This window comes from Intestinimonas sp. UBA1698 (genome assembly GCF_002320075.1).
In the GTDB taxonomy this organism is placed as follows: Bacteria; Bacillota; Clostridia; order Oscillospirales; family Oscillospiraceae; genus Intestinimonas; species Intestinimonas massiliensis.
The window spans coordinates 22,641-36,786 of record NZ_DCJO01000032.1; the positions used below are offsets into that span (position 1 = coordinate 22,641).

Annotated in this window: 17 protein-coding genes; 10 read left to right on the forward strand and 7 right to left on the reverse strand. The window is 64.8% G+C overall.

Annotated elements, in window-relative coordinates:
* Positions 1 to 1,212 (reverse strand): BTAD domain-containing putative transcriptional regulator, encoded by a 1,212-nt coding sequence (locus tag B3H64_RS06955; RefSeq protein ID WP_286734027.1) that lies wholly within the window; start codon positions 1,210 to 1,212, stop codon positions 1 to 3.
* 261 nt (positions 1,213 to 1,473) lie between these two features.
* Here B3H64_RS06955 and B3H64_RS06960 point away from each other — a divergent pair, with 261 nt between their 5' ends.
* The 4 genes from B3H64_RS06960 (at position 1,474) to B3H64_RS06975 (ending at position 3,600) form a co-directional block, all read left to right on the forward strand.
* Positions 1,474 to 2,112, forward strand: a complete 639-nt coding sequence (locus tag B3H64_RS06960; protein WP_286734029.1) for a hypothetical protein — start codon at positions 1,474 to 1,476, stop codon at positions 2,110 to 2,112.
* A 3-nt stretch (positions 2,113 to 2,115) separates the two neighbouring features.
* The gene (locus tag B3H64_RS06965; protein ID WP_238073034.1) at positions 2,116 to 2,403 is read left to right on the forward strand and encodes a DUF1294 domain-containing protein; all 288 of its coding nucleotides are present in this window, start codon (positions 2,116 to 2,118) and stop codon (positions 2,401 to 2,403) included.
* Between the two features lie 171 nt (positions 2,404 to 2,574).
* A complete protein-coding gene (locus B3H64_RS06970; RefSeq protein ID WP_050617447.1) occupies positions 2,575 to 2,787 on the forward strand; it encodes a cold-shock protein in 213 nt (70 codons plus the stop codon).
* A 252-nt stretch (positions 2,788 to 3,039) separates the two neighbouring features.
* Positions 3,040 to 3,600: a manganese efflux pump MntP family protein gene (locus B3H64_RS06975; RefSeq protein ID WP_238073033.1), complete on the forward strand. Its 561-nt coding sequence runs from the start codon at positions 3,040 to 3,042 to the stop codon at positions 3,598 to 3,600.
* Positions 3,601 to 3,647: 47 nt separating this feature from the next.
* On the opposite strand, the gene B3H64_RS06980 is transcribed toward B3H64_RS06975, so the two are convergent.
* The 6 genes from B3H64_RS06980 to B3H64_RS07005 are packed head-to-tail and all read right to left on the reverse strand — an operon-like array spanning position 3,648 to position 8,565.
* Complete coding sequence (locus B3H64_RS06980) at positions 3,648 to 4,409, reverse strand: MBL fold metallo-hydrolase (protein ID WP_050617445.1); 762 nt, start codon at positions 4,407 to 4,409, stop codon at positions 3,648 to 3,650.
* Positions 4,410 to 4,430: 21 nt separating this feature from the next.
* Positions 4,431 to 5,264 carry an MBL fold metallo-hydrolase gene (locus B3H64_RS06985; RefSeq protein ID WP_286734032.1) on the reverse strand — a complete coding sequence of 278 codons (834 nt, stop codon included), beginning with the start codon at positions 5,262 to 5,264 and terminating at the stop codon, positions 4,431 to 4,433.
* A 4-nt stretch (positions 5,265 to 5,268) separates the two neighbouring features.
* A complete protein-coding gene (locus tag B3H64_RS06990) occupies positions 5,269 to 5,478 on the reverse strand; it encodes a DUF896 domain-containing protein (protein WP_050617443.1) in 210 nt (69 codons plus the stop codon).
* An 18-nt stretch (positions 5,479 to 5,496) separates the two neighbouring features.
* Positions 5,497 to 6,294, reverse strand: a complete 798-nt coding sequence (locus B3H64_RS06995) for an RNA-binding protein (RefSeq protein WP_050617442.1) — start codon at positions 6,292 to 6,294, stop codon at positions 5,497 to 5,499.
* Entirely contained in the window at positions 6,291 to 6,782 is a 492-nt protein-coding gene (gene ybaK / locus B3H64_RS07000) for a Cys-tRNA(Pro) deacylase (protein WP_050617441.1), read from the reverse strand. Before ybaK ends, B3H64_RS06995 begins: the two co-directional genes overlap by 4 nt.
* A gap of 28 nt (positions 6,783 to 6,810) precedes the next feature.
* Positions 6,811 to 8,565, reverse strand: a complete 1,755-nt coding sequence (locus B3H64_RS07005) for an ABC transporter ATP-binding protein (protein WP_050617440.1) — start codon at positions 8,563 to 8,565, stop codon at positions 6,811 to 6,813.
* A 167-nt stretch (positions 8,566 to 8,732) separates the two neighbouring features.
* Here B3H64_RS07005 and B3H64_RS07010 point away from each other — a divergent pair, with 167 nt between their 5' ends.
* The 6 genes from B3H64_RS07010 to B3H64_RS07035 all read left to right on the forward strand — a co-directional run.
* Positions 8,733 to 9,656, forward strand: a complete 924-nt coding sequence (locus tag B3H64_RS07010) for an AEC family transporter (protein ID WP_050617439.1) — start codon at positions 8,733 to 8,735, stop codon at positions 9,654 to 9,656.
* Positions 9,657 to 9,692: 36 nt separating this feature from the next.
* Entirely contained in the window at positions 9,693 to 10,280 is a 588-nt protein-coding gene (locus tag B3H64_RS07015) for an HD domain-containing protein (RefSeq protein WP_256319043.1), read from the forward strand.
* 25 nt (positions 10,281 to 10,305) lie between these two features.
* Positions 10,306 to 11,718: an MATE family efflux transporter gene (locus B3H64_RS07020; RefSeq protein ID WP_050617437.1), complete on the forward strand. Its 1,413-nt coding sequence runs from the start codon at positions 10,306 to 10,308 to the stop codon at positions 11,716 to 11,718.
* A gap of 310 nt (positions 11,719 to 12,028) precedes the next feature.
* The gene (locus B3H64_RS07025) at positions 12,029 to 12,739 is read left to right on the forward strand and encodes a putative ABC transporter permease (protein ID WP_286734038.1); all 711 of its coding nucleotides are present in this window, start codon (positions 12,029 to 12,031) and stop codon (positions 12,737 to 12,739) included.
* A gap of 159 nt (positions 12,740 to 12,898) precedes the next feature.
* A complete protein-coding gene (locus tag B3H64_RS07030; protein ID WP_286734041.1) occupies positions 12,899 to 13,423 on the forward strand; it encodes a shikimate kinase in 525 nt (174 codons plus the stop codon).
* A gap of 33 nt (positions 13,424 to 13,456) precedes the next feature.
* On the forward strand, positions 13,457 to 14,146 hold a 690-nt coding region (locus B3H64_RS07035; RefSeq protein WP_286734044.1), incomplete at its 3' end, for a DEAD/DEAH box helicase.

Here is a 14,146-nt window from a genome sequence, read left to right on the forward strand (position 1 = left end):
TCAGTTTAGTTCGATCTCCCGCACCCGGACGGTCAGCTTGAGGAAGTTGCGCCGGTGCTGCTGGTAGAAGGCGTTGACCACCCGGTCCATGACCATGTTGCTGTCCTCAAAGTTGGCGGCGGGCAGCAGAATGACAAACTGAGCCCCGCTGAATTTGGACACCACATCGCCCCGCCGCAGGTTCCGAACCAGGACCTCCTGAAGCTGGTCCATGGTGGCGGAGAGCACCTTCAGGGGCGGCACGCCCCCGTCGGGCAGGGACACGGTGATGAGGCACAGGTGGACGCAGGCGCCGCTCCGGAGGGCGCGGCGGGCCTCCAACCGGTAGGCCTCCTTGAAGAAGCCGTACTCACAGACAAAGGCGCCGGGCCGGGAGGCGGCCTCCTTCAGATCCCCCATAATGACGCCCAAGTCGGTCTCCAGCGTCTTTTCTGTGGACATGATCTCGATATACAGCGCCCGCAGCTCCTCCGACGGGCGCACGCCCAGGTTGCGATAGAGCAGGTCAGTGGCCTTTTCGTAGTGGGCCAGGGCGGCGGTGTCCCGGCCCTGCCGCAGCAGGGAGCGGACGATCAGGGTGTGCAGGCCCTCATCCAGGCCGTCCAGGGCGCTGGCCTGCTGGCAGATGTCCTGCATCTCTTCAAAGAGCTCCGCCTGTTCCAGCAGGACGGCCTGGGCCTTTACCGCCGATAAGTACAGCCCGTGGTAGCGCACCGACAGGGGGATAAGCCACATCTGGTGGTCCAGCTTGGGCAGCAGGTCCCCCTGGTACAGGGAGAGGGCGCTGCGGTAGAGGTCCATGCGGGATTCGCTGGAGAGGGACTCGTCCGCGGCCCGGGCGCACAGCGCCTCGAACCGGTCGGTGTCCAGGTCGCAGCCCACCGCCGGATTCCACAGATAGGCCCCCCGCTGGGCCAAAATGGGCTGCAGCTCGCCGAACAGGGGCTCCAGCATGGAGCGGATGCGGTAGAGCAGCGTCTTGAGGGCGTTGACCGGGTTGGAGCTGTTGTCGTCCGGCCAGAACGTCTCGATAAACTCCGTTTGGGGGACTGGCCGGTCCCGGTGCAGGATCAGATAGGCCAGTACGCTCCACAGCTTCAGAGAGCGGTTGATGTCGTCGGTAAGGGTCGTTCCGTCCAGCTCCAGGGCAAAGCCCCCGAGCAGGGAGACGGAAACCGTTTTGATCACCGTTGGCTCTGCAGTGCGCTTCATACACAGGGCCTCCTTCCAGGGCGGATGGATTCGAGATTTCGCAAAAGAGGAATCAGCGGATCAAGCGCGGCCCCAAGCAAGAAGGGGCTATCATAATTATAGTAACAGATTTTTCAAAAAAAAGAAAGGGAGAAATTACAGATTATCAAAAAATTTTTTAAGAAATAAAAAATATGTAACCAAATTGGAGGAGGAGCCGAGCAAGCCTTGCGTTTCTGGGGCGGATAGAGTAAAATAACCGGGAAAAAGGAGGCGGGAAGCATGGAGCAGAACTATGGGATCACCAGTCCGGAGCTCTTTACCATCCTTGACGGGGACCGGGCCTGGCGGGGGGCGGACCAGGAGTGGTACGCCGACGAATGGCAGCGCAAGGCGGGCTGCGGCCCCACCACCGCCTCCCACCTGGTCAGCTATCTGGCCGATACCCGGCTGGGCTGGGGGGATTTGTACCCCTCCCACAGCCGCCGGAAGAGGGACTTTCTGGCTCTGATGAACGAGATGTGGGAGCACGTCACCCCCGGCCGCATGGGGGTCAACACCCTGCACGCCTTTGTCCGGGGGCTGGAGAGCTATGCCCGGGAGAAGGGGCTGGAGCTTCCCATCCGGGAGCTGGACGTGCCCGCCCTCAAGTCCGCACGGCCCACCGTCGGCCAGTGCGCCGCCTTCCTCCGCACCGCCCTGGCCGCCGACAGCCCGGTGGCTTTCCTGAATCTGTCCCACGGGCTGGTGAAGGAGCTGGATAGCTGGCACTGGGTCACCATCGTAGGGCTGGAACAGCACGGAGACGGACTCATGCAGACCACGATCCTGGACGGCGGCCGGGAGTACGCCGTTGACTTCCGGCTGTGGTTCCAGAGCACCCGGGCCGGAGGCGGGCTCATCTATGTGCCGGGGGTGTGAGCGATGCGGGATTATTTGGCCGGACACTGGACGCTGGTCCTGCTGTGGGCGCTGGTCCTGAGCGCGGTGGATTTCTGCCTAATGGGGGTCGATAAGCGGCGGGCCCGCCGGGACGCCTGGCGGGTACCGGAAAAGACCCTGTGGCTGTTCGCCCTGCTGGGGGGAGCTCCCGGCGGCTGGCTGGGGATGCGGGCCTTTCACCACAAGACCCGCCACTGGTATTTCCGGTACGGCTTCCCCCTGCTGGCGGCGCTGGACGCCGCTCTGCTGCTCTGGCTGCGGCTGGGGTGAGCGGCGGTGAGCGACAATCTTTTCCCTTGACAATCCCCCGGGGCGGGTGTATAGTGAGGAAGCTGTTTTGCTGTATGAAATGATTGACGTGTTCCTCGATTGTTTGTACGAAATCGGGGGACATGTCTTTTTTTGTCTCACAAAACAAGTTTTTTGCAGGAGGTATCCGATATGTATCAGGGTACTGTAAAGTGGTTCAACGCGGAGAAGGGCTTCGGCTTTATCTCCAACGACAACGGCGGCGAGGACGTGTTCGTCCACTTCTCCGCCATCCAGACCAGCGGCTATCGTCAGTTGGAAGAAGGCCAGAAGGTCACCTTCGATACCGAGCCCGATCCCCGCGGCAACCGCGGTCTGCGGGCCGTCAATGTGGTCCCCTGCTGAAACAGGCCGGACGCAGAAACGCGGGGGAGAGGCGCCGCCTCTCCCCCGCATTTTGTTGGACCGGCTTGACTTTTTTGACGAAGAATGGTATAGTAGCACCCACATAAGGGAGTAGTCGGCGCGCTGCGCAGCCGGGCCAACATACTGGAGGGAGGACCTCCTGGCTCGGCTTGAAATGACGAGACTTATCTGTTTGAGGCAGATGGGTCTCTTTTTTTGTGCCCTCTGCAAAGAAAAAGGAGGAACCAAACCATGCAGCTTTGGGAACTGTTCGTCATCGCGGTGGGCCTGTCCATGGACGCCTTCGCCGTGTCCATCTGTAAGGGGCTGTCCGTGCAGCGGCTGCGCTGGAGCCACGCCCTCACCGCTGGAGCGTGGTTCGGGGCCTTTCAGGCCCTGATGCCCCTGGCCGGCTGGCTGCTGGGCACCCGGTTTGAGGGGATCATCACCAGCGTGGACCACTGGGTGGCCTTTGTGCTGCTGGTCCTGATTGGAGGCAACATGGTCAAGGAGTCCCGGGGCGCGTGCGAGGCGCTGGACGCCTCCTTTGCCGTCCGGGCCATGCTCCCCCTGGCTGTGGCCACCAGCATCGACGCCCTGGCCGTAGGGGTCACCTTCGCCTTCCTCGGGGTGGACATCCTCCCCGCCGTCTGCTTCATCGGCTGCACCACCTTCGTCCTCTCCGCCGTGGGGGTCAAGGCAGGCAGCGCCTTCGGCGCCCGGTTCCAGTCCAGAGCGGAGCTGTTCGGCGGTGTGGTGCTCATTGCCATGGGCGTGAAGATCCTGCTGGAGCACCTGGGGGCGCTGGGATAAACAAGGGGCCGGACGCGCAGCGTCCGGCCCCTTGTTTCTGATGGGAGCTACAGCCAGACGGCCCAGTCCCCATAAGCATAGGTGCCGCTTCCGTGATGGAGCCTGCCCTCGGATTTCAATTCCCGGAAGGCGTCCCGCATCCGGACCAGAATATCTGGGCCAACCGCCAGACTGTGGTGGCCGGGAAAGACTCGCTTGACGTCCAAGGAGGCCACCTTTTCCAGGGAGAGAAGGTAGGCCTCCGGGTCGGTAGAGGGATAATAGGCGAAAAGGGTGCCCAGGTAGACAAGGTCGCCGGTGAAGAGGTAGCCCCGGTCCGCCTCATAAAAGCACATATGCCCTGGAGAGTGCCCGGGCGTGTGAAGTACCTGGATGCGGCGGTTGCCAAGATCAATGAGGTCGCCGTCCCGCAGCACCCGGGTAGGCGTGCCCTGGAAGAGAGAGTAGGTGCGGACGTCGTAGCCCTCCGGCAGATCGCAGCGATCCACCACCATGTCCTGGATCTGCGCCGGCGACAGAGGAAAGCCCCCGTGGAGCCAGTCCAGTTCAGCTTCGTGGGCGTAGAAGTCGGGAAAGTAGCGGTGGCCGCCGATATGGTCCCAGTGAATGTGGGTGGCTACGGCGGTGACCGGCTTTTGCGTCAGCCGGACCACCTGGTCATAAATATTGCAGATGCCCAAGCCGGTGTCGATAAGCAGGCTGCGCTCCGAGCCGTTGAGCAGATAACAGTGGGTCTCCTCCCAGTGGCGGTACTCGCTGAGAATAGAAGTATCTGGGTCGATTTGGTCCAGGGTAAACCAGTCTTTCATGGGTGTGCGGCTCCTTTCTCGCTACAGTTTCAGCACGGCGCCGGAGGACAGAGAGTGAAGCCGTTCCCCCAGTACCGGGCGCAGCAGCTCATAGGCCGGCGCGCCGGTGCAGTGGCCGGTCCAGACCTCCTCCACGCCCAGCTCCAAAAGACGGCGGCCCAGCGCCTCCACCGCCGCGGGCGGCGCCCCCAGGGTGGTCACGCCCCCGTGGCCCATCAGGTGAAAACCGCCCAGGAAGGCCCGAACGGGCCGGCCGGGGAAGAAACGCCGCGCCTCCTCCACCACCGTATCCGCCCCGGCGTGGGAGCAGCTACTAAAGAGCACCAGCCCGTCGTCAGTCACAAAAATCAGGCTCTGTTCATGGGAAAAGTCGTCGTCCACTGCCCCGACGGCGGTCTCCCGGTACATGGACACGGCCCTCCCCCGCCGGGCCAGGCCGGGGGTGTCGTGGGGCAGCAGCCACACGCCGGGGGCGGCCTCCAGAGGCCCGTCCACGAAGCGCAGCCGCTGGGCGTACCCGGCCAGCTCCCCCGGCACGCCGATGTACCGGGGCTCGGACCGGGTGCGGACATAGCCGGGCTCCAGCGCCTGGGGGCGCAGGTAGAGCGGCGCGGCGGCGTTGCGGGCAAAAAAGGCCGAAAAGCCGCCGGCGTGATCGAAATGGCCGTGGGAGAGGACGGCGGCGTCCACCGCCCCCAGATCCACCTCCAGCGCGGCGGCGTTTTCCACCAGGCGGGGACTGGCCCCCGCGTCCAGCAGCCAGCGGCGACCGCCGTGCTCGATGTGAAGGGACAGGCCGTGCTCGCAGGCCAGGCCCGCCGGGGCGGTGTTCTCGATCAGGACGGTGACGCGCATGAGCTCACTCCTCCTTCTTCGGCAGCCGGTGCCGGGTGCCGTCCGGTTCCTGGATGAGGGTGCGGTCCAACTGCTGCTCCAGGCTCTTGCGGACGGCGGCCACGTATTCCGCCCGCAGGGCGGCCCGGTCGGCCTCCTCCGCCGGGGTCAGGGCCTCCCCGGCCTTCACCCGGCGGGCGTAAGCGTTGATGCGGTCGATCTTTGCCTGTTCCATGCTCCCGGCTCCTTTCCGCTACACGTAGCGCTCGATCACGATCATGGTCCGGCCCTTCTTGGAGGGGCCGGACACCTCTTTCAGCACGCACTTGCCCAGGCCCCGGCAGGTGATCACGTCCCCCTCCGCCACGGTCCGGTCGGGCTTGACGCACTCCCGACCGTTGAGGGCCACCTTCCCCGAGGAGATGGCGTCGGCCATTTTGGACCGGGCCAGGGAGAAGCCCGAGGAGGCCACCGCATCCAGCCGCAGGGTGGCCACCGTGTCCCGGATGATCTTGACCTGCCGGACGGGGGGGACCAGCTCGTCCAGCGCCATGGGGACCGCCCGGACCCGCTGACGGCCCACCTGGTCGAGCTGGGTCAGCAGGACCTTTTCCGCCTCCTCCAGCACGATCACCTGACAGGCGCCCTCCCCCACCAGCAGGTCGCCCACCTTCTCCCGCGTGATGCCCAGGCCCAGAATGGAGCCCAGAAAGTCCCGGTGGGTCAGCCCGGCGCCGGTGGGGACGCTCAGACGCAGGGCCCGCAGGGGGCAGTCCGGCCCGGCCCGCCAGTCCTCCGCCTCCAGCCAGTCGGGGAGGAAGGCGCAGACGGTGCGCTCGGCCTCCTCATAGCCGCCCCAGAATCGGTGCCGGGGCCGACCCGAGGCGGCGATGAGCCGCTCTGCCGCGGTCCGCTCGGCCAGGGAGAGGAAAAAGGTGTGGGCGGGGATGCCCCGGTTCCGGGTCAGGTCCAGCTTGTCCAGCACCCGGGCCAGCACCAGCCGCTCGTCGGCATCGGCGGCCAGCTTGTTCAACAGTTCCGTCTTGTTCATAGGGCCGCGTCTCTGGTCACCGGGGCGAAGTCCGCCTCCGCCAGCCCGGCCAGGTCCTGGGGGGAGAGCTCCACCTGATAGCCAATCTTCCCGGCGCTGACCACGATGGCGGCCTGAGCCCGGGCGGAGGAATCCAGCACGGTCCTCAGCCGCTTTTTCATCCCCAGGGGAGAGCAGCCGCCCCGGATGTAGCCGGTGAGGGGGGTGAGTTCCTTGACGGGGATCATCTCGATGGACTTCTCCCCCACCGCCTTGGCCGCCTTTTTCAGGTCCAGCTCGGCCAGCACGGGGATGACAAAAACATAGTTGGCCTTGGCGGCCCCACGGGTCACCAAGGTCTTGAACACGGCGGCGGGGTCCTTGCCGACGAGACCGGCCACTGTGGCCCCGTCCACCGCCTCCCCCTCGCTATGCGCGTACTGGTGGGGGGTATAGGGCACCTTCTTCTGCTCCAGAAGGCGCATGACGTTGGTTTTCTCTTCCCGCATATGGGTTCCTCCTTGCCTGAGGGGATGGTTAGACCGCAGTGCTCTTCTGGGCGTTGTAGAGCCTGGCGTACGCCCCGCCCTTGGCCATGAGCTCGGCGTGGGTGCCCTCCTCCACGATGCGGTTGTCGTCGATGACCAGGATGCGGCCGGCCGACCGGATGGTGGACAGGCGGTGGGCGATGATGAGGGTGGTGCGGCCCACGGCCAGCTCGTCGAAGGCCCCCTGGATGCGGGACTCGGTCACCGCGTCCAGGGCGGAGGTGGCCTCGTCCAGAATGAGGATGGAGGGGTTTTTCAGAAAGATGCGGGCGATGGACACCCGCTGCTTCTGCCCGCCGGAGAGCATGACGCCCCGCTCCCCCACATAGGTCTGGAAGCCGTCGGGCATCTCCACAATGTCGTCGTAGATCTCCGCCTTCCTGGCGGCGGCCACGATCTCGGCCTCGGTGGCGTCGGGCCGGCCGTAGCGGATGTTGTCGTAGATGGTGCCGGCGAAGAGGAACACGTCCTGCTGGACGATACCGATGTGCTCCCGCAGGGAGTGCTGCTGCACCGTGCGCACGTCCACCCCGTCGATGAGGATGCGCCCGGCGGTCACGTCGTAGAATCGGGGGATGAGCTGGCACAGGGTGGACTTGCCCCCGCCGGAGGGACCCACCACCGCCACCGTCTCGCCGGGCTTTATGTGGAGGGTGACGTGGTCCAGCACGGGCTCGCCCTCCGGCTCGTAGCGGAAGGTCACGTCGTCCACCAGAATGTCGCCCTTGACGTCGCCCACCGCCGCGGCGTCGGGGGCGTCCTGAATCTCAGGCTCCACCCGCATCAGCTCCACGAACCGCTTGAAGCCCGCCATGCCCTGCATAAACTGCTCCACAAAGGCGGACAGCTTGCGGATGGGGGTGATGAAGGTGCCGATATAGAGGAAGAAGGTGGTCAGGTCGATGAGCTCCATGCGGCCCTGCATCATCAGATAGCCGCCGAAGGCGATGACCAGCACCGACATGACGCCCATGCAGAACTCCAGGCCGGACTGGTACACCGCCATGGCCCGGTAATAGCCCCGCTTGGCCCCCCGGAACCGGGAATTGGACCGCTCGAACTTGTCGATCTCGGTGGCCTCGTTGGCGAAGGCCTTGGCGGTGCGCATGCCGGAGATGGAGGACTCCAGCTCCCCGTTGATGCCGGCCATCTTCCGCTTGACCTCCGCCGAGGCGTGCATCATCCGCCGGCGTTGGAGGACGGTGAAGAGGAGAAACAACGGCACCACGGCAAAGACCACCAGGGCCAGCTCCCACCGGATGGTGAGCATGACCAGAAAGGCGCCCGCCAGGGTGACGGTGGAGATGAACAGGTCCTCGGGGCCGTGGTGGGCCAGCTCGGTGATCTCGAACAGGTCGGTGGTGACCCGGCTCATGAGCGGACCGGTGCGGTTCTTGTCGTAGAAGGAGAAGGACAGATCCTGCATGTGGGAGAAGAGGGCGGAGCGGATGTCCGCCTCGATGCGTACCCCCAGCAGGTGGCCCCAGTAGGTGACGATGAAGTAAAAGATCCCCTTGAGCAGGTAGGCCAGCAGCAGGGCGACCATCACGGCGAAGAACAGGCCGAACAGCCGCTGGGGCAGCATGTGCTGCATGGCGTACCGGGAGACCAGAGGAAAGGCCAGATCCACCAGCGAGATGCCCAGCGCGCAGAGCATATCCAGAAGGAAGATGGCCAGGTGGGGCTTGTAATAAGAGGCGAAGATGCGCAGATAGCCGCTTTTCCGCATCTGTTCCGGGGTCATGAAGACCCTCCTTTCAAATGGAAAGATGTTTCTGTTTTTTAGTATATCGCCCCACCGGCGGCTTTGTCAACCGATGGGGCCCGGGGCTTTACTTTTCGGCCAAACCATCTTATAATATCTCATCATCCAAGATGGGGCGCTCGCCCCGCGCGGAAAGGCGGGATCGTATGCTGGAAAGTCTCCTCCTGGTGGCGGGCCAGGTCCTGACCCTTTTCCTCCTGATGGGGATCGGCTTCCTGCTGGCGCGGATCGGGAAGCTGACCGAAAAGGCCGTCAGCGAGCTGTCCTTCCTGGTCCTCTATATCGTCATCCCCTCCGCCATCATCCAGTCCTTTCAGGTGGAGCGGACGGCCGAGCTGATCCGCACCCTGCTGATGGGCGGGGCGGTGATGGCCGTGTTCTACGGCATCCACATCGCCGTGGGGCAGTTGTGCTACCGGAAGCAGCCCCTGGACATCCGGGGCCCCATGCGCTTCAGCCAGGTGTACTGCAACACCGGCTTCATGGGCCTGCCCCTTCTCTCCGCCATCCTGGGGGAGGAGGCGCTCATATTCGGCGGGCTGGCCATCGTCATGTTCAACCTGTTCCAGTGGACCCACGGCGTGCGCATCATGGGGGGCAGGGTCTCGCTGAAGTCCACCCTGATCAACCCCGGCACCGTGGGGCTGGCGGTGGGGCTGTTCCTGTTCCTCACCGGCTGGCGGTTCCCCGGCCCGGTGAGCAAGGCCATCGGCTATGTCTCCGACCTGAACACCCCCCTGGCCATGATGGTGGTGGGGGCCCAAATGGCCCGGGCCGACCTGAAAAGCACCTTTACCCGGCCCATCCTCTACGGCTCCGCCCTCTACAAGCTGGCGGCCGCCCCCGCCATCGTCCTGCTGGTCCTCCTCCCCCTGAAGGTGGACCCCATCCTCTTCTGCGCCTGCGTCATCCTCAATGCCACCCCCACCGCCGGCGTGACCGGGATGCTGGCCCAGACCTACGGCCGGGACACGGTGGTGTCGGCCCAGACCGTCACCCTGTCCACCCTTTTGAGCATCCTCACCCTGCCCGTCTTTGCCACGCTGGCCCGGACGCTGACCGGGATCTGACGGCCCTGCCTATTCTCTGACAGAAGGAGGACCTCTATGTCCGCCAAAGAAGAATTCATCGACCTCTATACCGCCAACATCCGCCGGGAGGGGGCCGACGCCCTGCTGGATTATCTGGAAAACAAGTCGGACTTTTTTACCGCGCCCGCCTCCGCCCGATTCCACGGGGCCTACGCCGGGGGCCTGTGCGAGCACAGCATCAACGTCTACCACTGTCTGGCCGAGTACCTGGCCCGGGAGCGGGTGCAGGAGCTCTATGGCCTGGAGTACCCCGCCGAGTCGGTGGCCGTGGCCGCCCTGCTCCACGACCTGTGCAAGATAGGGTGCTACAAGTCGGGCTCCCGCAACGTGAAGGGGCCCGACGGCAAATGGACGGCGGTGCCCACCTTTTATTATGAGGATACGCTGCCCTACGGCCATGGGGAGAAGAGCGTATATATCATCTCCGGCTTTCTGAAGCTCAAGCGGGACGAGGCCATGGCCATCCGCTGGCACATGGGCTTCTCCGGCTCGGAGGACAGCCGGCTGGTGGGGCAGGCCCTTCAGCAGTATCCCCTGGCCTTCGCCCTCAGCGTGGCCGACATGGAGGCCACTTACTTTCTCGAAAACGAAGACGGCGTATGACCCGCCGCGCAAAGGAGACGATCCCTTGAAACCCAAGCGCCAAAACGATCTGGGAAAGGACCCGCTGGGCCCCCTGCTGCTGCGGCTGGCGGTGCCCGCCATCACGGCCCAGTTGGTCAATGCCCTGTACAACATCGTGGACCGAATGTACATCGGCCACATCCAGGAGGTGGGCGACCTGGCGCTCACCGGCCTGGGGGTGGCCTTTCCCGTGCTCATGTTCATCTCCGCCCTGTCCGCCCTGGCGGGTATGGGGGGCGGCTCCAGAGCTGCCATCCGCATGGGGGCCGGGGATGAGGAGGGAGCCAACGCCATCCTGGGTGGCTGCACCGCCCTGCTGGTGCTCATCTCCATCGTGGTGACGGTGGTGTTCCAGCTCCTGCGGGAGCCCATGCTCTACGCCTTCGGGGCCAGCGGGAACACCATCGGCTACGCCTCCGGCTACCTGAAAATCTATCTGTGGGGCACCATCGCCGTGCAGCTCTCCCTGGGCCTGAACAACTTCATCACCACCCAGGGCTTTTCCACCACCAGTATGCTCACCGTGGTCATCGGCGCGGTGTGCAACATCGTGCTGGACCCCATCTTCATCTTCGGACTGGACCTGGGGGTGCAGGGCGCCGCCCTGGCCACCATCCTGTCCCAGGCGGTGTCGGCGGTGTGGGTGCTGGCCTTCCTCACCGGCAGAAAGTCCCGGCTGAAGATCCAGCGCCGCCACCTGCGCCTGGACCCCAAGGTCCTGCTCCCCGTGGCGGCCATCGGCGTCTCCCCCTTTATCATGCAGTCCACCGAGAGCCTGGTCAACATCGCCCTCAACTCCTCCCTCAAGCACTACGGCAGCGACACCTTCGTGGGGGCCATGACCATCGCCTCCTCCGTCATGCAGGTGCTGACCATGCCCTTCATGGGCCTGTCCCAGGGGGCCCAGCCCATCATCGGCTACAACTACGGCGCGGGCAATACCGACCGGGTGAAGCGGACCTTCCGGATGATGTTTGCCGCCGGTATGAGCCTGAGCATTCTGGGCTTTACCCTGGTACAGCTCTTCCCCGGCGCCTTCATCGCCATCTTCAACGACAAGCCCGAGCTGGTCCAGGCCACCGAGTGGGCCATGCACATCTATTTCGGCGGCATGTTCATGCTGGGGATGCAGTTCTCCTGCCAGCAGACCTTCGTGGCCCTGGGACAGGCCAGGGTCTCCCTCTTCCTGGCCCTGCTGCGGAAGATCGTGCTGCTCATCCCCCTGGTCTATCTCCTGCCCCGGGTCCTCCCCGCCCTGCTGCCCCCGGCCATGGCCGACCGGGAGGTCTTTTCCGTCTACCTGGCCGAGCCCATCGCGGACATCTGCGCCGCCACGGTTACCGGCCTGGTCTTCCTGTGGAAGTTCCCCAGGATCCTGAAGAAACGGACCGGAGAGCTCTCAGGCGGCCCGGCGTAAGGGGACGGGCCCAAAATGGCCGAACGGATCACGCTCGCCCCGTTCCGGTTCGGCGGGGGGTGCCGGCCCCGTAGGTCCGCATTCTGGACCTGTCCGCCCTGCGGGTGAACATCCTGCTCCCCATGGGGAGCAGCGTGGGACCGGCAGAGGCAAATATAAGAGGCTTTGTCCCGGTAGGGACAAAGCCTCGTTTTCATGCGTGCCGAAAGGGCCGGGCAGCGGAGAAAATATAAGAAAAATTTAATGGGTTCTTTATGCCGTTTACAGATGGCGGTGATAGGATAACTCCCACACGATGGGAGGGATACCTGTGGAAACGCTGACGGAGGACCGGAGCCGGCCGGCGGAGGCCGTGCGCCCGGCGGACGGCCCGGGCCAGAGGGTGAGCCTGCGCCGGCTCTTCTGGATCTTCTTCATTGCCTCCTTCCTGGGGGCCAACATCGAGACGGCGTTCATGCTTCTCACCCGGGGCGAGCTCCAGAACCGCAGCGGCGTCCTGTTCGGCACCTTTTCTCTGGTGTGGGGGTTCGGGGCGGTGCTGTTTACCCTGTGCTTCCGGCGGTTCCAGGGCCGGGGCGGAGTGCGGGTGCTGCTGGGCGGCGCCCTGGTGGGGGCGGGGTATGAATACCTGTGCTCCTGGCTCCAGGAGGTGCTGTTCGGCGCCTGCTTCTGGGATTACAGCCACCTGCCCTTCAACCTCCATGGCCGGGTCTGCCTGGTCTTTTCCCTGCTCTGGGGGGTGGCCGCCCTGGTGTGGGTGCGGCGGATTTACCCCTGGCTGCAGCGCTGGATCGACCGCATCCCCGCCCGGACGATCGGCCCCCTCACCCGGGTGCTGGCTGTGTTTATGGCGGCCAACATCGCTCTCACCGCCGCCGCCCTGGGTCGGATGGATGAGCGGCAGCGGGACCTGCCCCCCTCCAGCAGCGCCGAGCGGCTTTTGGACCGCTGCTTCCCCGACGAGACCCTGTACCGCTGTTTTTCCAGCATGGTGTATGTGGGGACGCCGGAGGATCGGTAAGCCCCATTTTCCACTCAAATCCGGCTCATTTGCCTTCCATATGGTACAAAGCCGCCCCATCACAAGGCGCTGAGGCAAAACCATTGCCTCGGCGCCATTTTTTTGATATAATATTCCGATTGATATCAGCGCCGCTGCGCAGACTAAGGATGGAAAGCTGTGGACAACATCATTCTCGTCGGCATGCCGGGGGCGGGCAAGAGCACCGTGGGAGTGCTGCTGGCCAAGACCCTGGGCTATGCCTTTCTGGACACCGACCTGGTCATCCAGGCCCGGGAGGGGGCCCTCCTCCAGCAGCTCCTGGATGCCAGGGGCCAGGAGGCCTTTCTGGAGGCCGAGGCGGACGCCGTGTGCGCCGTCTCCTGCCGATGCACCGTCATCGCCACCGGGGGGAGCGCGGTGTACCGGACGCGGGCGGTGGAGCGCCTGCGGGAGCTGGGCCGGGTAGTGTATCTACGTCTGCCTCTGGACGAGGTGGAGCGGCGTCTGAACAACATCGGCAGCCGGGGTATCGCCATGGCCCCCGGCCAGACTCTGGCCGACCTCTACGCCTATCGTACCCCCCTGTACGAGGGCTGCGCCGACCTGACCGTGGACACGGCGGGGCAGACCCTGGAGGAGTCGGTCTCCGCGGTGCTGCGGGCACTGGGGAAGGACGAAACGGGGCCCCTGCCGGCCCTGTGAACATGGCAACTACGAACGTAAAGGAAGAATCCCATGAAATTCAATGAGCTGGGGCTGATCGCCCCGATCCTCAAGGCATTGACGGCCCAGGGCTATGCCGAGCCCACCCCCATCCAGCGCCAGGCCATCCCCCCCGCCCTCAAGGGCCGGGACGTGCTGGGCTGCGCCCAAACCGGTACGGGCAAGACCTGCGCCTTCGCCGCCCCCATCCTCCAGCGGCTCCACGCCGACGTGGTGGTGGGGCCCCGGTATATCCGCGCCCTCATCCTCACCCCCACCCGGGAGCTGGCCCTCCAGATCCAGGAGTGCTTCGAAGCCTACGGTAAGAACCTGCCCCTGCGCTCCGCCGTTATCTTCGGCGGCGTGGGACAGCAGCCCCAGGTGGACCAGATCAAAAAGGGCCTGGATATCCTGGTTGCCACCCCCGGTCGCCTGCTGGACCTCCAGGGCCAGGGCCTGCTGGACCTGGGCCGGGTGGAAATCTTCGTGCTGGACGAGGCCGACCGGATGCTGGACATGGGCTTTATCCACGACGTGCGCCGGGTGCTTAAGCTGCTGCCGGCAAAAAAGCAGACCCTCTTCTTCTCCGCCACCATGCCCCCCGAGGTGATGGAGCTGGTCAACGCCCTGCTCCGCGACCCGGTGAAGGTGGCGGTGGACCCGGTGTCCTCTCCGGTGGAGGTCATCCGGCAGAGCCTCTATTTTGTGGACAAGGGCAACAAG

Bases quoted from the DNA above. Each gene is read 5' to 3' on its own strand.
- B3H64_RS06985 (WP_286734032.1), bottom strand. From the start codon at position 5,264: ATGCGCGTCACCGTCCTGATCGAGAACACCGCCCCGGCGGGCCTGGCC.
- ybaK (WP_050617441.1), bottom strand. From the start codon at position 6,782: ATGCGGGAAGAGAAAACCAACGTCATGCGCCTTCTGGAGCAGAAGAAG.
- B3H64_RS07005 (WP_050617440.1), bottom strand. From the start codon at position 8,565: ATGACCCCGGAACAGATGCGGAAAAGCGGCTATCTGCGCATCTTCGCC.
- B3H64_RS07015 (WP_256319043.1), top strand. From the start codon at position 9,693: ATGTCCGCCAAAGAAGAATTCATCGACCTCTATACCGCCAACATCCGC.
- B3H64_RS06990 (WP_050617443.1), bottom strand. From the start codon at position 5,478: ATGGAACAGGCAAAGATCGACCGCATCAACGCTTACGCCCGCCGGGTG.
- B3H64_RS06965 (WP_238073034.1), top strand. From the start codon at position 2,116: ATGCGGGATTATTTGGCCGGACACTGGACGCTGGTCCTGCTGTGGGCG.
- B3H64_RS06955 (WP_286734027.1), bottom strand. From the start codon at position 1,212: ATGAAGCGCACTGCAGAGCCAACGGTGATCAAAACGGTTTCCGTCTCC.
- B3H64_RS07010 (WP_050617439.1), top strand. From the start codon at position 8,733: ATGCTGGAAAGTCTCCTCCTGGTGGCGGGCCAGGTCCTGACCCTTTTC.
- B3H64_RS06960 (WP_286734029.1), top strand. From the start codon at position 1,474: ATGGAGCAGAACTATGGGATCACCAGTCCGGAGCTCTTTACCATCCTT.
- B3H64_RS06980 (WP_050617445.1), bottom strand. From the start codon at position 4,409: ATGAAAGACTGGTTTACCCTGGACCAAATCGACCCAGATACTTCTATT.
- B3H64_RS06995 (WP_050617442.1), bottom strand. From the start codon at position 6,294: ATGAACAAGACGGAACTGTTGAACAAGCTGGCCGCCGATGCCGACGAG.
- B3H64_RS06970 (WP_050617447.1), top strand. From the start codon at position 2,575: ATGTATCAGGGTACTGTAAAGTGGTTCAACGCGGAGAAGGGCTTCGGC.
- B3H64_RS06975 (WP_238073033.1), top strand. From the start codon at position 3,040: ATGCAGCTTTGGGAACTGTTCGTCATCGCGGTGGGCCTGTCCATGGAC.